Genomic DNA, 15,422 nt, shown 5'->3' on the forward strand with positions numbered 1-15,422 from the left:
GATGACCAGGGCGACGCGGTCGGCCGACAGCGGGATGATGTCGTACCAGTCGCCGCCGACCTCCATGTCCTTGCCGGCCGGCAGATAACGCGCCGTCACCGTCACGGCCGGAAGCGACGGCAGTTTCCGGGGCAGCAGCGCCCGCTGCAACTCCTGCGCGCGGGTGCGTTCGGCGTCGTAGAGGCGGGCGCGGGCCAGCGCCTGTGACAGCAGGCCGCTGATCGCGGTGAGCAGGCTGCGTTCCTCGTCGGTGAACCGGCGCGGATGGGTGAAGGAGATCGCGCATCCCCCGAACACCTGGCCGGACGCGATCAACGGGAGGAACACCCACGCGTTCTTCCTGCCTCGCAGCGGAATGTGCGCGAGATGCGGATAAAGCGCGACGTACTCCTCCGCCGAGGTGATGAATCGGAGGGCGCGCTCGCGGATCGCGTCGGGCAGCGGGTACCGGGCGGCCAGCGGCAGGCGGCGCACCTCGTCGACGAACGGCGACGTGTAGCCGACCGACCCGGCCGACTGCAGATGGTCGCCCACGACGAAGCTGACGTGGAACCCGGTGGCGCCGAAGGGCGGCAGCACGTGACGGGCGACCGCGTCCACCACGTCCTGCACGGTCACGGCCTCGGCGAGCGCCCCGGTCAGCTCCCGGATGCGGGCCGTACGCTCGGCCGCGGCGCGCTCGGCCGCCGTACGTTCGGCGATGACGGCCATGTGGTCGGTGAAGTCGGTGATGTGCCCGGTGTAGGTCGGGGCTTTGCCTCCCGCCACACCGTCGCGCACGCCGACCAGACGCAGGCGGTACCAGCGCCGGGTGCCCGGCATCCACACGCTCACCTCGGCCGGGACGCCGGTGGCGAGGGTGCGGCGGTGACGTTCCCACTCGTCGGCGTCCACCTGCGGGCAGACCTCCGGCAGCGACCGGCCGGTCAGCCCGCCGGAACCGCCGAGCAGCCGCTCGGCGGCCACATTGGCGAACCTGATCCGCCACTCGCCGTCCAGCACCAGGAAACCGTCGCTCATGAACCGGACCGCCCGGCCGGCCGGCGCGGCGTGCCCGGAGTCCCACAGGGCTCCCACCATGAGGGCGGGCAGCCCGTCGGCGGCGGGCAGGACGTGACCGCACTCGGTGACCCAGCCGAGGGAGCCGTCGGCCCGGCCGACCCGGTACTCGGCGGTGAACGTGCCCCGGGTGCGGATCGCGTTGTCCCGTTCGGCGAGTACGCCGGGCAGGTCGTCGGGGTGGACGGCCTTGAACCAGGTCTCCACGCGCCCGTCGTACCTCGCCGGGTCGATGCCGAGCACGGCCAGCGCGGCCTGGTCGCAGCGTAGTTCGTCGGTGCGGGGATTCCACTCCCACCTGCCCGCCGCGGAGATCGGATCGCCGGGGCCGGAGGGGGATCTCCTGGTCCCGGACGACGCGTCGGCGGGCATCGGGCCTCCGGCGGGCCCGCCACGCGGCATGCGTGCGGAATCCCAGCGGTCGGCGTGAGGATCGGTGGGATGGTCGGCGGGACGGGCGGGGTAGGGAGGATGCGGGGCCGGATAACGTCGTTCGCTCACGCGCGTCCTCTCCCTCATGCCCGCATGGCCCGAGATGGGGGACCAGGCGAGGACTTCCGGTGGGTCGATACCGCTCATGCCGCTGCCGACGCCGCGCAACGCGACGCTGTAGGCATTTATCGATATCTATGACTAGACGCCCTCGCCTGCTGTGCTGGGGAAGTCTATCCCTTCACCACCTGTTGTGACAGGAGAGGCGGCGAAATGCGTCTTATAAATTCGCTGGTTATCGGTGCTTTGTCCGCTTCGCGGGGATAGTGGGGGTGCCGTGCCGTACCGCATAATGATCGATTAATTGCTCGCTCGCTTTACGGTCAAGTGAATTCTGCATTTGAGGCCGTCCGTAGTGTCGGCATGTGCTCGCCGGGTCGCCGTCTGTGGAATGATCAGGGATCTTCCAAGGGCGATCGGCATGAAAGGCGAGGACGGTGACTGCCGGAGCGGCGGGCGCGATCGGGCGCGGCGCGGAACGCATCCCGATCGAAACGCGAATGGCAACGTTTCCCCGGCTCAGGTACATGGGATCCAAATATCGGCTCGCGGCCTATCTGGCCACGGTGTTCCGGGAGATCGGCGGACGTACCGCGCTGGACGCCTTTTCCGGCAGCGGCGTGATCGCCTACCTGCTCAAGAGCATGGGCTATCAGGTGACCGCCAACGATTTCCTGGAATTCCCGTCCACGATCGCGCGGGCGACCGTGGCGAACCAGTCGGAAACGCTCACGCCGGAGGAGATCGACCATATTTGCGGGCCGCCCGCAGACGATCGCGACTTCATCCGGCGGACGTTCGACGGGCTGTACTTCACCGCCGGTGACCGGGCGTTCCTGGACTCGGCCTGGTCGCACATCGACCGGATGGACGGCGGCAAGCGGGCCCTGGCCATCTCCGCGCTGGTGCTCGCGGCGGCGCGCAAGCAGCCGCGCGGGGTGTTCACCTTCACCGGGGCGCGGTACGACGACGGGCGGCGTGACCTGCGGCTTTCGCTGCGCGAGCACTTCCGGGAGCGGGCGGCGGAGTACAACGCCGTCGTGTTCGACAGCGGGCGCAGGTGCCGGTCGCTGACGCGGGACGTGTTCGAGCTGGCGGCCGAGCCGTACGATCTGGTCTATCTCGACCCGCCGTACGCGCCGCCGCGCGACGACAACTGCTACATCAAGCGCTACCACTTCCTGGAAGGACTCGCCACGTACTGGCGGGGTCAGAAAATCATGGAGGGGACGCGGACCAAGAAACTGGAGAAGCGGTACACCCCCTTCTCCTACAAGGGCACGATCGAAAGCGCCCTGCGCCGCACCTTCGACAAGTTCCGAGATTCGGTGATCGTGCTGTCGTACTCCTCCAACGCCGTCCCCGACGCCGCGGCGATCGAGGCGCTGCTGCGCGAGGTGAAGGCCCGGGTCGAGGTGCGCTCGCTCGACCATCGCTACTCCTTCGGCACCCACGCGAACGCCGCGCGGCGAGAGGTCCGCGAGTACGTGTTCATCGCGCGCTGACCGCCGTGCCTGGCGACCGACCCGTCGACCGGGCCCTCGACCCGGCCGGTCGGTCGTCGAGGTCCGCGAGGAGGGCGGCGACCGAGAGGCCGGTGGTCGGATAGTTCGACGAACAGGCCGTCGCACAGGCCCCAGGGGGAGCGGCGGCGCTGTACCGGGGAAATGGCCTCGCCACCGGGCCGCCGCCGTCCCGCCTGCCACCCTGGTGCATCCTTGACCGGTGAACGCAGCACTCGAACTCACCGACGTCACCATCCGCGTCATCGGGCGGACGCTCCTCAGCCAGGCCGACTGGCGCGTGGAGTACGGCCAGCACTGGGCGATCCTCGGCCCCAACGGCGCGGGGAAGACGACGATGCTGTCCGTGGCGGCGGCCGTACGGCACCCGAGTTCGGGCACCGCCAGCGTGCTCGGCCACCGCCTGGGAAGGGTGGACCTCCGCGAGCTCCGGCAGCGAATCGGGCTGGTCGCGGCGAGCCAGCGCCTGGTGGACGAGGCGCTGCTCGAGGAGGAACGGGCCACCGCGCTCACCGTCGTCCTGACCGGCCACACCGGCACGAGCGCCCCCTTGTGGGACCGGTACGGCGAGGCCGAGCGCGACCGCGCGCACCGGCTCCTGGCCGATCTCGGCTGCAAGGACCTCGGCGACCGGCCCTTCCAGGTGTGCTCCCAGGGCGAGCGCGCCCGAATCCGGGTGGCCAGGGCCCTCATGGCCGATCCCGCCATCCTGCTGCTGGACGAGCCGTTCGCGGGCCTCGATTTCCCCGCCCGCGAGGACCTGATCACGTCCCTGGAGGACCTCGCGACCACCCGCCCCGACCTGACGACCGTGCTGGTGACCCATCACCTGGAGGAGGTGCCGGCCACCACGACCCACGCCCTCCTCATGCGCGACACCCGCATCCTCGCCGCCGGCCCGGTCGCCGAGGTGCTGACCGCCGCGAATCTGTCGGACTGCTTCGGCCGCCGGCTACGCCTCGACCGGGTGGACGGTCGCTGGTACGCACGTGCGTTGCGCCGCTAGGCACTCGTCCCGGGGGCGCGGGTGCCGCCATCGTCCGTTGGCGGTCGGGGCTGGCGTCCGACGCCAAATCCTCCGGTTGAGTTCTCTGCGGGCCGACGAGACGGGTCTCATCCCAGCCCAGGCCGGAGTGATAAGCCTCCACCAGGGCTTATCGGACGATGCTTAGATGCGGGACATCAGTGCGGTGACCACGCTAGAGCGGTGACCGCAGTGCTTCGTCGCGCCATTCCTTTCGGACACCACAGCGGCGCGTAGGTGCGTGGCTCTGACCGCCCCACATGGTCGGCGTCGGGCGCTGACCGGTGCCTCATGGTCGGCGTCGGGCGCTGACCGGTGCCTCATGGTCGGCGTCGGGCGCTGACCAGCGCCACGGACAGTGCCCGGCCCGGTGAACGTTCGCGGACACCGCACTACCGGGACTACCGGGCGTCGATTCGGAGCGCGGTCGCCACCACCGCGGCGTAGCGCATGGTGAAGCCGCCTCCGAGCGCATCGATGGCGGCGCCGGTGTCCTCCAGGAGCTCCTGCATCTTGTCCGGCGGCAGCTGGGCGTAGATGCCGTGCGTGGGCAGCACGTCCAGCCACTCGTCGCGCGTGTAGAACCGGTCCCAGTCGAATCGCCACTGCTCCGGCTCGGCGAACGCGCCCGTCTGCCGTACTCCGTCGGCGGTCTTGGCGAACAGCGGCGAGTACCCCTCCAGCGGCGGCGTCTTCACTCGGTGAAACGACATCTCGGGCAGCACCCGCTCATGAACCGCGGCGAAGGCGTCCGCGACCTCCGGCGGAGGCTGGGCCACGTTCCAGAAGGCCGCCAGCCGCCCGCCCGGCGGCAGCACCTGCGCCGCCTTGGCCGCTCCCGCGACCGGCTCCACCCAGTGCCAGGCCTGGGCCGAGATCACCGCGTCGAAGCGCCGGCCCGCGGGGTCCCAGCTCTCGAAGGTCGACACCTCCACCTCGATGCCGTCCCGCCGGGCCAGTTCGGCCATGCGCTCGTCGACGTCCACGCCGAGGACGCGGCAGCCCGCCGCCTGGAACTGCCGGGCCGCGATCCCGGTCCCGCAGCCGACGTCCAGAACCGCGGGTCCGGGGCTGCCCTTCACGATCGCCTCCACCATCGCGTCGGGATAGCGTGGCCGGGCCCGGTCGTAACGTTCGGCGCGCGCGCCGAACGACTCGGCCGCCTGCCGGTAGAGATGAGGTTGGTCTCCCAGGGGATGTACGCGTTGCGGAGGTATAGTGGGCATGTGCCCACACTAGTGGGCGACCGCCCACTCGTCAACGGTCGACCAGGGAGACGCCGGCATGCCGACAGGGGTCGCCATCCGCGACGTGCGTGAACAGCTGTTCGGCGCCGCCGAGCGCGTCCTGCTCCGGGACGGGCCGAGCGCGCTGACCAGTCGCGCGGTCACCACGGAGGCGGGCTGCGCCAAAGGCGTCCTGCATCGGCACTTCGCCGACTTCGACGCCTTCCTCGCCGAACTCGTGCTCGACCGCATCCAGCGCATCGACGGCCAGGCCGCCGCCCTGCGCGCCGCCGCGGGGACCGGCACCGTCGAGGGCAACCTCACCCGCGCGCTGACGGACCTGTTCGGGCCCGTCGCCGTGGCGATCGTCGCCCTGGTCATCTCGCGGGACGGCCTGCGCGCCCGGCTGCGCCAGGCCGAAATCACCGGCGTCCCGCTGCTGTCGCAAGGAGCGACGATGATCTCCTCCTACCTCGCCGACGAACGCGAGATGGGCCGCATCGCGGCGGACGCCGACGTCGAGGCCCTCGCGCTCACGCTGATCGGGGCGGCGCACCTGTTGTTCGCCGACGGGGAGGGCGGCGTGTTGCTCGCCGGCGGGGAGGGCGGCGTGCCGGAGGCCGACGCCGTCCACCGGGTCGTGACCACGGTCATGGCCGACGTCGTGCAGCGGCGGCTGCTGTGAAACAGGCCCGGCGGCATCTCCATGAACCCCCGCCGCCGGGCCGTACCCGCGTGGACGTCGACGAGCGAGACGTTCCACGACCGCACCGCCTGTGCCAAAGGCGATCCGACTCAGGCGTCCTGACTCAGGCGTCGTCGTCCGAGACGGTCGTCTCGCCGCACCGGGGCCGGGCCTTGTTGCCCGCCACGGTCGTGCCGCACAGACTCACCGGCAGCGACACGGGCTCGATGATCTCGTCGTTGAATATCACGATGTCGCCGACGAGCGGCCTGGGCGGCGCGGCGTTCCCGGTGGCCGCGGCGGCGGGCTCCGCGAGGAGCAGGAGCATCCCCGCCGCCGCGCCGAACCCGCCCACCAGCGCCCGGCCGCGCGTGAGGCGGCCCGCTAGGCCGCGACGCGCTCCTTCGGTCGGCTGCCCTGGCTCTCGCCGTCGAGCACGCGCCCCGGGCCGGACGCCCCTTCGGGACGGCCGCTCTTCACCATGACCCGGTCGATCATGGCGAGCGCCAGCGCTGAGACGACGAAGGTCAGGTGGATGACGGTCTTCCATAAGAGCTCCCTATCCGTCACGTCGGACTTGGCCGCGTTGATGAAGATCTGCAGGAGGTGGATCGAGGAGATGCCGATGATCGCCATCGCGAGCTTGACCTTGAGGACGTTCGCGTTGACGTGCGACAGCCATTGAGGCTCATCGGGATGCCCCTCTATGCGTAGTCGCGAGACGAACGTCTCGTAGCCTCCGACGATCACCATGATCAATAAATTGGAGATCATGACGACGTCCACCAGACCGAGGACGACCAGCATGATCGTCGTCTCCGGCACCCCCTCGCCGAACCCGAGCGCGATCAGGTGCGTCAGCTCGACCATGAACCGCCACACGTAGACCGCTTGAGCCACGATCAAACCGAGGTAGAGCGGCATCTGGATCCAGCGGCTGAAGAACATGAAGTAGCCGAGGCGTGCGACCGGGTTGCCGGACCAGTGCGTCGTCCGTGTCGCCCTGTGCAGCATGCGCCGTTACGACGTCAGCAGGTTCAGGATGATGGCGTCGACGGACACCCCGATGGGATCGTTGCCGCCTAGGGTCAGCGATCGCGCGGGGGCGGTGTCCTGGGGTGCGGCGGCGGCCGCGGGCGCGGCCGGGAGGGCGTAAGCCCCGGCGAGTACGCCCCCGATGACCAGGAATCTCAGGCGGGAGGACATGTTGCTCCGATCGTCTAGATCAGGTCTCCTGACTACAAGTAGTTAGTCAAGCACAGAGCGGAGTCTTCCGTCATCATCCGCGTGATGGTCGCCAACGCAATTTCCCCTCGTCCGGTCCGTACGCCGAAGTCCCGGCGTAACGATGCGGGCATCCACAACGCGCGCCGGGACGAATCCGGTCGAGAGGGCGGGAATCAGGGGGCGAGGCAGGCCTGCGGGGCGACATCGGGGGGCACGGTGATGTTCGCCGGGTCGGCGAGGGCGGCGATGTCCGCCGTGCTCTCGGTCAGGCAGACGAGCGTGTCGACGGGGTTGATCGCGGCGAACGCGGCCGGGGCCGACGCGAGCAGGCCGCCGGCGAGCGCCGAGACGGCCAGCAGACGTGCGGTCGTGCGCATGGGGAACCTCCGGTGCAGGTAACGAGACGACAAGGGATCGCTACCCATAGTACACACATGGTAACGCTCAGGTATGGTAATCGTGCTTGCCGAAGGTGGCCCCCGCGTAGCGGCGGCACCACCGGAGAGCCCCATCATGACCGACCGGGCGGAAGCACGAGGCACGGCAACACCGCAGGCCGCGACCCCGCCCGGCTCGGCCTGCGCGTGACACCGGCGCGGCGCGGCGGGGACGCGCCGCCAAAGGCCATGCCCGCAAGACGCACGGCCGCCCACCGCGACGAAAAACCGTTCGCCCTCCCCATACTCCCTGAGGGAGCATGGTCACAGGGCGTCGACGTTCGGGAGGGTGAACGGCTTGCTCGGATCATCCGAAGACCCCGCGCGCCCTCCCGGGCGGAAATCGGCCGTGCTGCTGGCGCTGCGCCACTACCGCGGTGAGCTGAAGCGCCAGTGGCGTATCGCGATCCCCGCGCTGACGCTGCCCGCGATGGGAAACACCTGCCTGTTCTACCTGGCGCCGCTGGCGGTGGCCGCCCTGGTCGGGCGGCTGTCCGGCGGCGGCGGGGACGCCTCCGTCGGCGCGCTGCTGCCCTACGTGCTCGGCTTCGGCGCGCTGCTGCTGACCGGCGAGGCGCTGTGGCGCGTGGGCCTGCACTTCCTGAACCGGCTCGACGCCCGCGGCGTCGAGCGACTCGGCGTGATCGGCATGGACGCGCTGCTGGCCAAGGACGCCGCCTTCTTCCACGACAACTTCGCCGGCTCACTGACCAAGCGCGTACTCGGATTCTCCTCCAGATTCGAGGAGTTCGCCGACACCCTCACCTTCTCCATCATGGCCAAGGTGGTGCCCCTCGCCTTCGCCTCGGTGGTCCTGTGGCGGTACCACCCACTCCTGGTCGTCGTCCTGGTGGGCATCATCATCCTCACCGGCGTCCTCGTCACCCCGCTCATCCGCCGCCGCCAGGCCCTCGTCGACGCCCGCGAGGCCGCCAAGGTACGGGTATCGGGTCACGTCGCCGACGTACTGACCAACATGGAGACCGTCCGCGCGTTCGCCGCCGAGGACCGCGAGGCCGCCGAGCACCGGGCCAGAGTCGCCGAGCAGCACCGCCTGTCCCTGCGCTCCTGGGACTACGGCAACCTCCGCGTGGACACCGTCGTCGCCCCGCTGTCGGTCCTCGCCGGAGTCGTGGGCCTGCTCCTCGCCGTGGCGCTGCGCGGCGGCCTCGGCGTGGAGGCCATCGTGGTCACGTTCGCGTACTACTCCAACGCCACCGGCATGATGTTCGAGTTCAACCAGATCTACCGGCGCATCGAGAGCGTGCTCACCGAGGCGGCCCAGTTCACCGAACTGCTCCTGGTGCCTCCGGCCGTCGTGGACCCCGCCCACCCGCAGCGCCTCCGCCCCACCGACGCGAGCATCCGCTTCGACCGGGTGCGTTTCGCGTACGGCGACGGCCCGCCGCTGTTCGAGGACCTGACCCTGGACATCCCCAGCGGCGCCAAAGTCGGCCTCGTCGGCCCGTCCGGCGGCGGCAAGAGCACCCTCACCCGCCTGCTGCTGCGCCTCATGGACGTCGATGCGGGCCGAATCCTCATCGGCGGCCAGGACATCTCCCGGCTCCGCCAGGCCGACCTGCGCGGCCTCATCGCCTACGTCCCGCAGGAACCCGCCATGTTCCACCGGTCCATACGCGACAACCTCGCCTTCGCCCGCCCGGACGCCACCGACGCCGAGATCCTCCGCGCCGCCCGCGCGGCCCACGTCACCGAGTTCGTCGAGTCACTGCCGGACGGCTTCGACACCCTGGTGGGCGAGCGCGGCGTCAAGCTCTCCGGCGGCCAGCGGCAACGCGTCGCCCTCGCCCGCGCCATCCTCCGCGACGCCCCCATCCTGCTCCTGGACGAGGCCACCAGCGCCCTGGACTCCGAAAGCGAAATCCTCGTCCAGGAGGCCCTGTGGCACCTGATGCGGGGCCGTACCGCCCTGGTCGTCGCCCACCGCCTGAGCACCGTCGTCCGCATGGACCGCCTCGTCGTACTCAGCCAGGGCCGCGTCGTCGAACAGGGCACTCACACCGAACTGCTCCAGGAGCAAGACCACTACGCCCGACTCTGGCACCACCAGTCCGGCGGCTTCCTGCTGGACGACAACACCCCGGACGCCCTCCACAGCTGATCACTCGTACGGCACCGGCTCCATCGGCGGCCATCCACCAAGGAGACGACCGTAGTCCCAGACGGTCGGCTCGCGGACCAGGCCGAGGTCACCCGATGCGATTCGCCTTCTCCGCCGTTCTACGAAACGCCGTGCCGTCCCACCTGTAAGTCTGACCGACGATCAGGTCTGGACAGCACCGGGGAGCCCGGTCACTGATCACCTTGCCGTACAGACGCACATGCCCGCCCCGGATCGTGATCTTCAAGGACCTGAAGTAGCGGTCCTCCCCGAGCTTCCCAAGCAAGTGCGGGACCGAGGACCCGGAGCCTTCAGACCGTTCGTAGACAAGAGCGACCAATGGATTGCTCGACGTCGGACTCGGACACGACGACACGACGACGGTCTCCCGCCTGCCGTCACGGGTCAGATCGCCGACGGCCGCGACGCGGGCGCGCACGGCGTGCAAGGCCCCGTACGGCCCCGGCCCTGGGCAGTCCAGATCCCGCGCCACCACGGACGTCCAGTCGATGTGCCCCCGCCGGTCGGCCGCATGGCCGGCATCCCCCGCGACGGTGCTGGTGCCCCGTACCGCCGCTCTGTCCACGGCAGCCGCGTTGGCGACACCTCCACCCAGGACGACCGGCAGGCAGGCAGCCAGAGCGGCAACACCAATCCTGACCGCGTATCGGCGGACTCCGCGGTGGCTCCCGCGCACGGTGAGTGAGGTCATAGTCAGTCAGACGCGGGATATTCCGGAAATGTTGTGGGCTCATATGTTCAGCCCGCCCGCAAGGCAACTCGCGGCCTGCCCCTGATCACCGCTCAGTCAAGGAGACCAGCTCCCGCATGCGGCAGGCGCTGCGAGAATGGCGCGCTAACGATGCGACGATCAGCTTCTCGACCTCAGCCGCTGCCACCACGAAGGCTTGATGACGCGGGCGTTCGTCCCGTGCGGCACCTCACCGGTCACGGCGTAGGTGAAGAACGCCTCAAGGTCGTGCTCGGCCCCCTGGCGGATCCGCTTAGCGACCTTGTTGTGCGGGTAGCCGCAAAGCCCTTCAGGGCTCTCCACGGCGGCGGCGTTCTCGTCGGTGCAGTACACCCAGGTCCAGGTGCTGTTTCGGACGATCATCTCGCCCAGATAGGCCCCGCCCCCATGATCACGCTGTGCACGAGCAGCGTGTTGCTCTTGACCGCACGACTTGGCGGTTGACCTTCTGGAAGCCATCCAACAAGGTGATTGTGATCCTGACGGTCTTCCGCAAGACGCAGGATGGGACGCAGACCGGCGACATCGACCGAGCGATCGCTGCTAAGAGGCGGTGTGAGGCAGAGCACGACCTGACCACCACGCACGTGTTCGAGAGGAGCGCATGATGGGCCACAGCCGTTGGGAGACCTACAAGGCGAAGCGTCTGCGCGCCATGGAAGCGGATGCACAGCCTCACCCCGAATACGAGCAGGCGGGCCGTGACCTGGAGCTCGGAGACCAGTTGCGTGAGATCCGTAAGCGCCGAGGCCTGTCTCAGAAGATCGTAGCGGAGCGCTCTGGGATGTCCCAGCCCGCCCTGTCTCGCATCGAGGGCGGTGGCGGCATTCCGGATATAGCAACACTGCTGCGCCTCGGTGCGGCAATGGGGGTTCGGTTCCGCGTCGAGCTCGTCGTCGACGACGACACCACTGAAATTGAGCCTCTGACGGTGCATCACCGACAGCTCGCGAACACATAAGTCGCAGGCGGCCACCTCAAGGCTCAGTCCGTAGACTTCTGCTGCTCCTTCCGTCGTAGCCGTCTTAAGCCGCGACAGGCCTGCTTGAGAATCCCGGGTTCCGCAGTTGGTAGGCACACACGCGGTGGAATTTGCGGGTTGAGCTGGGGAAATGCGTGTAGGGCCGGAAGGTGGCGTGTGCCTACCTACACTCTTCCGGTCTTGATCGGGGGTGGTCAGGCGGCCTCGAACGCCGAGACCCGCGGCGGCGGGGTGATGGAAAGCGCCTGGTAGATGGCCCTCTGCGCAGGTCGCAGCGGGGTGGTCTGAACGATCGTGCCGGCTTCGCCGGCCAGGGTGACCTACTTGAGACGGTTGGTTTCGCGGTTGATCTGCCGCCGGCTTTGTCCCACCGAGCGTTCGGCGACGCGACCCTGCGAGAGCTGATGGACCGCATGGGCCACTCGACCACGCGAGCGGCGCTGATCAATCAGCACACCGCGGCCGAGCGAGACCGGATGATCGCCGACAAGCTCGGGCAACTCGCCGAGGAAGCCCTCAAGGCCCAGTAGCAAGATCAACCATCATCGGGCACGCGACCGAGAACGAACCCAGAGACGATCAAAGCCCAGGTCCCGGAATCCGCCGGTTGACCTGGGCTTTCGTCGTTGGAGCGGGTGACGGGAATCGAACCCGCGCTGTCAGCTTGGGAAGCATACGGATCATGGCAGGTAGAGCCGCTGGCCTGTGGGTGAGGACGGTCGCGAGTGACCGTGGTTGCCCCCTCGTCACCCTGTCTAATGGCACGCTAATGGCACGACGATCAGTCTGAGACCGAGGTCCTTGCCATCGATGGGCGAGGGGGTGAGGCTATGCCACCTTGACCGAGAGGGGTCCGACGCTGATGGTGATGTCAAGATGCCCGCCCAGCGCGGCGGCGTAGGCGCGGAGGGTCTCCAGTTCCATGGCCTCGATGTCCCCGTTCTCGATCTGAGAGATCCGGCTCTGGGACACCCCCAGGATCTGGGCGACCTCGGTTTGGGTCTTCCCAGTGGACTTGCGAAGTTCCTTGAGGTGGTGGCCGGCGATGTAGGCGTCGAGTTCGGTACGGGCCTTGGCCTGACGTTCCGGGTCTGCCAACTCGGGGTGACGGCGGTGCGCCTCGGCTTTGACGTCCTGCCATCGGCGGGCGGTGCTCATCGATCGGTCTCCTTGTCTTGCTCCGCTCGGTAATCGGCGTAGCGGGCTTCGGCTAGTGGTATGGCCTCGTCATACCATCGGGACCATTGTCCTGCTTTATCACCGGCGACCAAGAAGATCGCCGCCCGGTCGGGGTCGAAGACGAAGAGCATGCGGATCTCTGATCGCTTGCGTGAGCCTGGCCGGAGCTCCTTCAAGTTCTTGAGGTTGCTGTGCTCAAGGGTGTCAACGAGCGGACGCCCCAGCGCGGGTCCAACCTCCGCGAGGCGGTCGATGGCCTGTTCGATCAGCGCCGCAGTGCCCGGGTCGGACTCGCAGAGCTTCAAGAACCACGCGTCCACGGGTTCTAGGAGGATGATATCCCACGCCATGCAGCGAATATAACTCAGAACTCATGTCGTGTCGGTCGAATCATGGCACCCGTACGCGACCGGCGGGGGTTGGCCGAGCGGAGCGTCCCGAGGGTGAGGCGCTGCGAACGGCCTCGGTCCGCCGCGAGTCCTCTCTGAGGAGCGCCCCTACAGTCCCCCGAATGGCGTGAGCGTGACGAACAGCGACGGCCGGTAGGTCCTTTCCGTCGGGAGCAGTGTAGATCTGCCCCACGGTGCGCGTCTCGCGTTGCCCAGCTACGGCCGGGTCCGGAAAGACGGGACTCCCGTCGACCCCGACAGCTACGACTACGTCAGGGCGGCGCGCGACGCGCTGCACTTCTCCAAGCTCGTCGATCGATTCGTGCAGAACCTTCGGCGCGTGGCTGGCGGGTTACGACGTGCAGTACTTCTCGTCGGTCGAACCGCAGCGGCGGCTTGCTCCTCACCTTCACATGGAGCGGGCGGAGCCCTACCAGGACAGACAGAACGGCGACTACCTCGACCCGGTCACAGGGGAACTGCTGCCGACCTGGGATCAGGCTCTAGACCGGCTCGACGAGGACGAGGATGCAGAGCCCTTCCACGTGATCCGCTTCGGCACTCAGGTCGACGTCGCAGGCGTGCTCGCCGGGACACCGGACGCCGACCAGTGCATCCGCTACCTCGGCAAGTACCTGACCAAATCGATCGGCGACTGTCACGCCCCGGAGAGCGAGGCTCAGCGTCGCCACGTGCAACGGTTGGCCGACGTTCTCCGCAACGAGCCGTGCTCGCCCACGTGTCCCAACTGGCTGCGGTACGGCGTACAGCCCAAGAATGCCAAGGCGGGCATGCGGCCTGGCGGCTGCCGGTCCAAGGCGCATAAGCCCGAACACCTCGGCTACGCGGGTCGTCGCGTCCTGGTCTCCCGTAAGTGGTCCGGCAAGACCCTGCGCCAGCACAAGCAGGACCGGCGGGCCTGGGTGCTCGAAGCTCTCGGCCTGACCGATGAGCAGGCCGACTCTCCCGACCGGTACGCCTGGCGACCCGTACAAGCCGGTGACCCTGCGCTACTGCCCCTTGCTCGTCGCCTGCTCAAGCAGATCGCCGAACGCCAGCGATGGCGAAAGGCCATGCAACTCGCTGAGGCGAGAGCAGCGGGACAACGAGATCTTTCGGCAACTCAGATGGCCGCGTGAGAGGAGACCAGTTGGAGGAACTGCTCAAAGTCCCTGAAGCCGCCGAACTGCTCCACACCTCGGAGCGTTTCGTCCGTCGTCTGATCGCGGAACGGCGGATCGAGTTCGTGAAAATCGGGCGGCATGTTCGCATCCGAGAGTCTGCGCTGATCGCTTTCGTCGTCGCGGGGACGGTCGAACCCCTGACGACCTTCGATGCCACCGGGAGGGCGGCCTGATGGCCAACAAGGAAGGTCACCGGCGCTTCGGCAACGTCCGCAAGCTCCCCTCGGGGCGGTTCCAGATCCGCTATCCCGGGCCGGACGGGCGCATGCGAACAGGCCCTGACACCTACGAGCGCAAGGGCGACGCGGAGCGGGTGCTCTCCCTCGTCGAGGCGCAGATCATCAGAGGCGAGTGGACGGATCCGGATCGCGGGAAGATCAAGCTTCAGGACTACGCGGACACGTGGATCTCTCAGCGTCCGGGACTCCGGCCACGCACGGTCGATCTCTATCGCTGGCTGCTCAAGAAGCACATCGCGCCGCACCTGGGCGGGGTTCGGGTCGGCAAGCTGTCGACGGCCATGGTTCGGCAGTGGCGGGCCGAGCTGCTCGGCAACGGAGTCTCGACCAGCGTGGCGGCGAAGGCGTACCGGCTGCTGCGGGCGGTGCTGATGACGGCGGCCGAAGATGACCACCTCATCGCGCGGAATCCGTGCCGAATCCGCGGGGCCGGCGACGAGCATGCCCAGGAGCGGCCAGTGCTGACCGTGGCTCAGGTCTTCGAGTTGGCGGACAGGATGGGCCGCCGACCGGTCGGCAATGTCCGCAAGCTCAAGGACAAGGCGTACCGGCTGCGCTTCCAGCGGCATGGGGAGATGCGCACCCATCCTGAAGTTTTCACCAGCCGGGCAGACGCCGAACGGGCGCTGTGGAGGATGGGCGTGGATGGGCGGGCCGACTGCACGCATGACCGGCGCTTCCGCGCCCTGGTGCTGCTGGCCACCTTCGCGAGCCTGCGATGGGGCGAGGTGAGCGCGCTGCGTCGCATGGACATCGACCTTGACGCGGGGACGGTGCGCGTCCGGGCCGCCTTCGTGGAACGCTCCACGGGCGAGCTGGTGCTCGGGGCCCCAAATCCAAGGCCGGTCGGCGCATCGTCGGCATCCCTCGTGGCCTCGTTCCGGTGCTGCGGGAGCACCTGAA

18 protein-coding genes and 1 pseudogene are annotated in these 15,422 nt (G+C 68.6%); 10 read left to right on the plus strand and 9 right to left on the minus strand.

Annotated features, from left to right (window positions below; genetic code table 11):
- A partial coding sequence (locus AB0K60_RS31245; protein WP_364063260.1) for a PAS domain-containing protein occupies nucleotides 1–1,560 on the minus strand: 1,560 nt, incomplete at its 3' end.
- A gap of 518 nt (nucleotides 1,561–2,078) precedes the next feature.
- Here AB0K60_RS31245 and AB0K60_RS31250 point away from each other — a divergent pair.
- Nucleotides 2,079–3,056: a DNA adenine methylase gene (locus tag AB0K60_RS31250; protein ID WP_364063263.1), complete on the plus strand. Its 978-nt coding sequence runs from the start codon at nucleotides 2,079–2,081 to the stop codon at nucleotides 3,054–3,056.
- A gap of 220 nt (nucleotides 3,057–3,276) precedes the next feature.
- On the plus strand, nucleotides 3,277–4,080 hold the full coding sequence (locus AB0K60_RS31255) for an ATP-binding cassette domain-containing protein (RefSeq protein WP_364063266.1): 804 nt from the start codon (nucleotides 3,277–3,279) through the stop codon (nucleotides 4,078–4,080).
- Between the two features lie 419 nt (nucleotides 4,081–4,499).
- Here the strand turns inward: AB0K60_RS31255 and AB0K60_RS31260 are convergent, their stop codons facing one another.
- The gene (locus tag AB0K60_RS31260; RefSeq protein ID WP_364063269.1) at nucleotides 4,500–5,324 is read right to left on the minus strand and encodes a class I SAM-dependent methyltransferase; all 825 of its coding nucleotides are present in this window, start codon (nucleotides 5,322–5,324) and stop codon (nucleotides 4,500–4,502) included.
- 58 nt (nucleotides 5,325–5,382) lie between these two features.
- Between AB0K60_RS31260 and AB0K60_RS31265 the strand changes: the two genes are divergently transcribed.
- A complete protein-coding gene (locus AB0K60_RS31265) occupies nucleotides 5,383–6,009 on the plus strand; it encodes a TetR family transcriptional regulator (RefSeq protein WP_364063272.1) in 627 nt (208 codons plus the stop codon).
- A gap of 124 nt (nucleotides 6,010–6,133) precedes the next feature.
- On the opposite strand, the gene AB0K60_RS31270 is transcribed toward AB0K60_RS31265, so the two are convergent.
- The 4 genes from AB0K60_RS31270 to AB0K60_RS31285 form a co-directional block, all read right to left on the minus strand.
- On the minus strand, nucleotides 6,134–6,364 hold the full coding sequence (locus AB0K60_RS31270) for a hypothetical protein (protein WP_364063275.1): 231 nt from the start codon (nucleotides 6,362–6,364) through the stop codon (nucleotides 6,134–6,136).
- A gap of 29 nt (nucleotides 6,365–6,393) precedes the next feature.
- Nucleotides 6,394–7,023, minus strand: coding sequence for a TIGR00645 family protein (locus AB0K60_RS31275; RefSeq protein ID WP_364063277.1), 630 nt, complete (start codon nucleotides 7,021–7,023; stop codon nucleotides 6,394–6,396).
- Between the two features lie 6 nt (nucleotides 7,024–7,029).
- Nucleotides 7,030–7,215: a hypothetical protein gene (locus tag AB0K60_RS31280; protein ID WP_364063279.1), complete on the minus strand. Its 186-nt coding sequence runs from the start codon at nucleotides 7,213–7,215 to the stop codon at nucleotides 7,030–7,032.
- Between the two features lie 194 nt (nucleotides 7,216–7,409).
- Nucleotides 7,410–7,613, minus strand: a complete 204-nt coding sequence (locus AB0K60_RS31285) for a hypothetical protein (RefSeq protein ID WP_364063281.1) — start codon at nucleotides 7,611–7,613, stop codon at nucleotides 7,410–7,412.
- Between the two features lie 358 nt (nucleotides 7,614–7,971).
- On the opposite strand from AB0K60_RS31285, the gene AB0K60_RS31290 reads away from it, so the two are divergent.
- On the plus strand, nucleotides 7,972–9,795 hold the full coding sequence (locus AB0K60_RS31290) for an ABC transporter ATP-binding protein (protein WP_364063283.1): 1,824 nt from the start codon (nucleotides 7,972–7,974) through the stop codon (nucleotides 9,793–9,795).
- Nucleotides 9,796–10,666: 871 nt separating this feature from the next.
- On the opposite strand, the gene AB0K60_RS31295 is transcribed toward AB0K60_RS31290, so the two are convergent.
- Nucleotides 10,667–10,909, minus strand: coding sequence for a hypothetical protein (locus AB0K60_RS31295; protein ID WP_364063285.1), 243 nt, complete (start codon nucleotides 10,907–10,909; stop codon nucleotides 10,667–10,669).
- Between the two features lie 35 nt (nucleotides 10,910–10,944).
- Between AB0K60_RS31295 and AB0K60_RS31300 the strand changes: the two genes are divergently transcribed.
- The 3 genes from AB0K60_RS31300 to AB0K60_RS31310 all read left to right on the plus strand — a co-directional run bounded on the left by AB0K60_RS31300 (nucleotide 10,945) and on the right by AB0K60_RS31310 (nucleotide 12,058).
- Nucleotides 10,945–11,154: a hypothetical protein gene (locus tag AB0K60_RS31300; RefSeq protein ID WP_364063288.1), complete on the plus strand. Its 210-nt coding sequence runs from the start codon at nucleotides 10,945–10,947 to the stop codon at nucleotides 11,152–11,154.
- Nucleotides 11,151–11,507, plus strand: coding sequence for a helix-turn-helix transcriptional regulator (locus tag AB0K60_RS31305; RefSeq protein WP_364063291.1), 357 nt, complete (start codon nucleotides 11,151–11,153; stop codon nucleotides 11,505–11,507). Before AB0K60_RS31300 ends, AB0K60_RS31305 begins: the two co-directional genes overlap by 4 nt.
- A 383-nt stretch (nucleotides 11,508–11,890) precedes the next feature.
- Entirely contained in the window at nucleotides 11,891–12,058 is a 168-nt protein-coding gene (locus tag AB0K60_RS31310; RefSeq protein ID WP_364063294.1) for a hypothetical protein, read from the plus strand.
- Between the two features lie 298 nt (nucleotides 12,059–12,356).
- Here AB0K60_RS31310 and AB0K60_RS31315 read toward each other — a convergent pair whose 3' ends face one another.
- Entirely contained in the window at nucleotides 12,357–12,686 is a 330-nt protein-coding gene (locus AB0K60_RS31315; protein ID WP_364063297.1) for a helix-turn-helix transcriptional regulator, read from the minus strand.
- Nucleotides 12,683–13,057, minus strand: coding sequence for a type II toxin-antitoxin system RelE/ParE family toxin (locus AB0K60_RS31320; protein ID WP_364063300.1), 375 nt, complete (start codon nucleotides 13,055–13,057; stop codon nucleotides 12,683–12,685). Before AB0K60_RS31320 ends, AB0K60_RS31315 begins: the two co-directional genes overlap by 4 nt.
- A 227-nt stretch (nucleotides 13,058–13,284) precedes the next feature.
- On the opposite strand from AB0K60_RS31320, the pseudogene AB0K60_RS31325 reads away from it, so the two are divergent.
- From AB0K60_RS31325 to AB0K60_RS31335, 3 genes and pseudogenes are all read left to right on the plus strand, one after another.
- Nucleotides 13,285–14,235: pseudogene (locus tag AB0K60_RS31325) on the plus strand (replication initiator); the annotation flags it as partial.
- 11 nt (nucleotides 14,236–14,246) lie between these two features.
- Nucleotides 14,247–14,453 carry a helix-turn-helix domain-containing protein gene (locus AB0K60_RS31330; RefSeq protein WP_364063303.1) on the plus strand — a complete coding sequence of 69 codons (207 nt, stop codon included), beginning with the start codon at nucleotides 14,247–14,249 and terminating at the stop codon, nucleotides 14,451–14,453.
- Nucleotides 14,453–15,421, plus strand: a complete 969-nt coding sequence (locus AB0K60_RS31335; protein ID WP_364063306.1) for a site-specific integrase — start codon at nucleotides 14,453–14,455, stop codon at nucleotides 15,419–15,421. The genes AB0K60_RS31330 and AB0K60_RS31335 overlap by 1 nt, the downstream gene beginning before the upstream one ends.
- The last annotated feature ends 1 nt before the right edge of the window (nucleotide 15,422 follow it).

Origin of the sequence: Thermopolyspora sp. NPDC052614, assembly GCF_040678635.1 — a bacterium.
GTDB lineage: Bacteria > Actinomycetota > Actinomycetes > Streptosporangiales > Streptosporangiaceae > Thermopolyspora.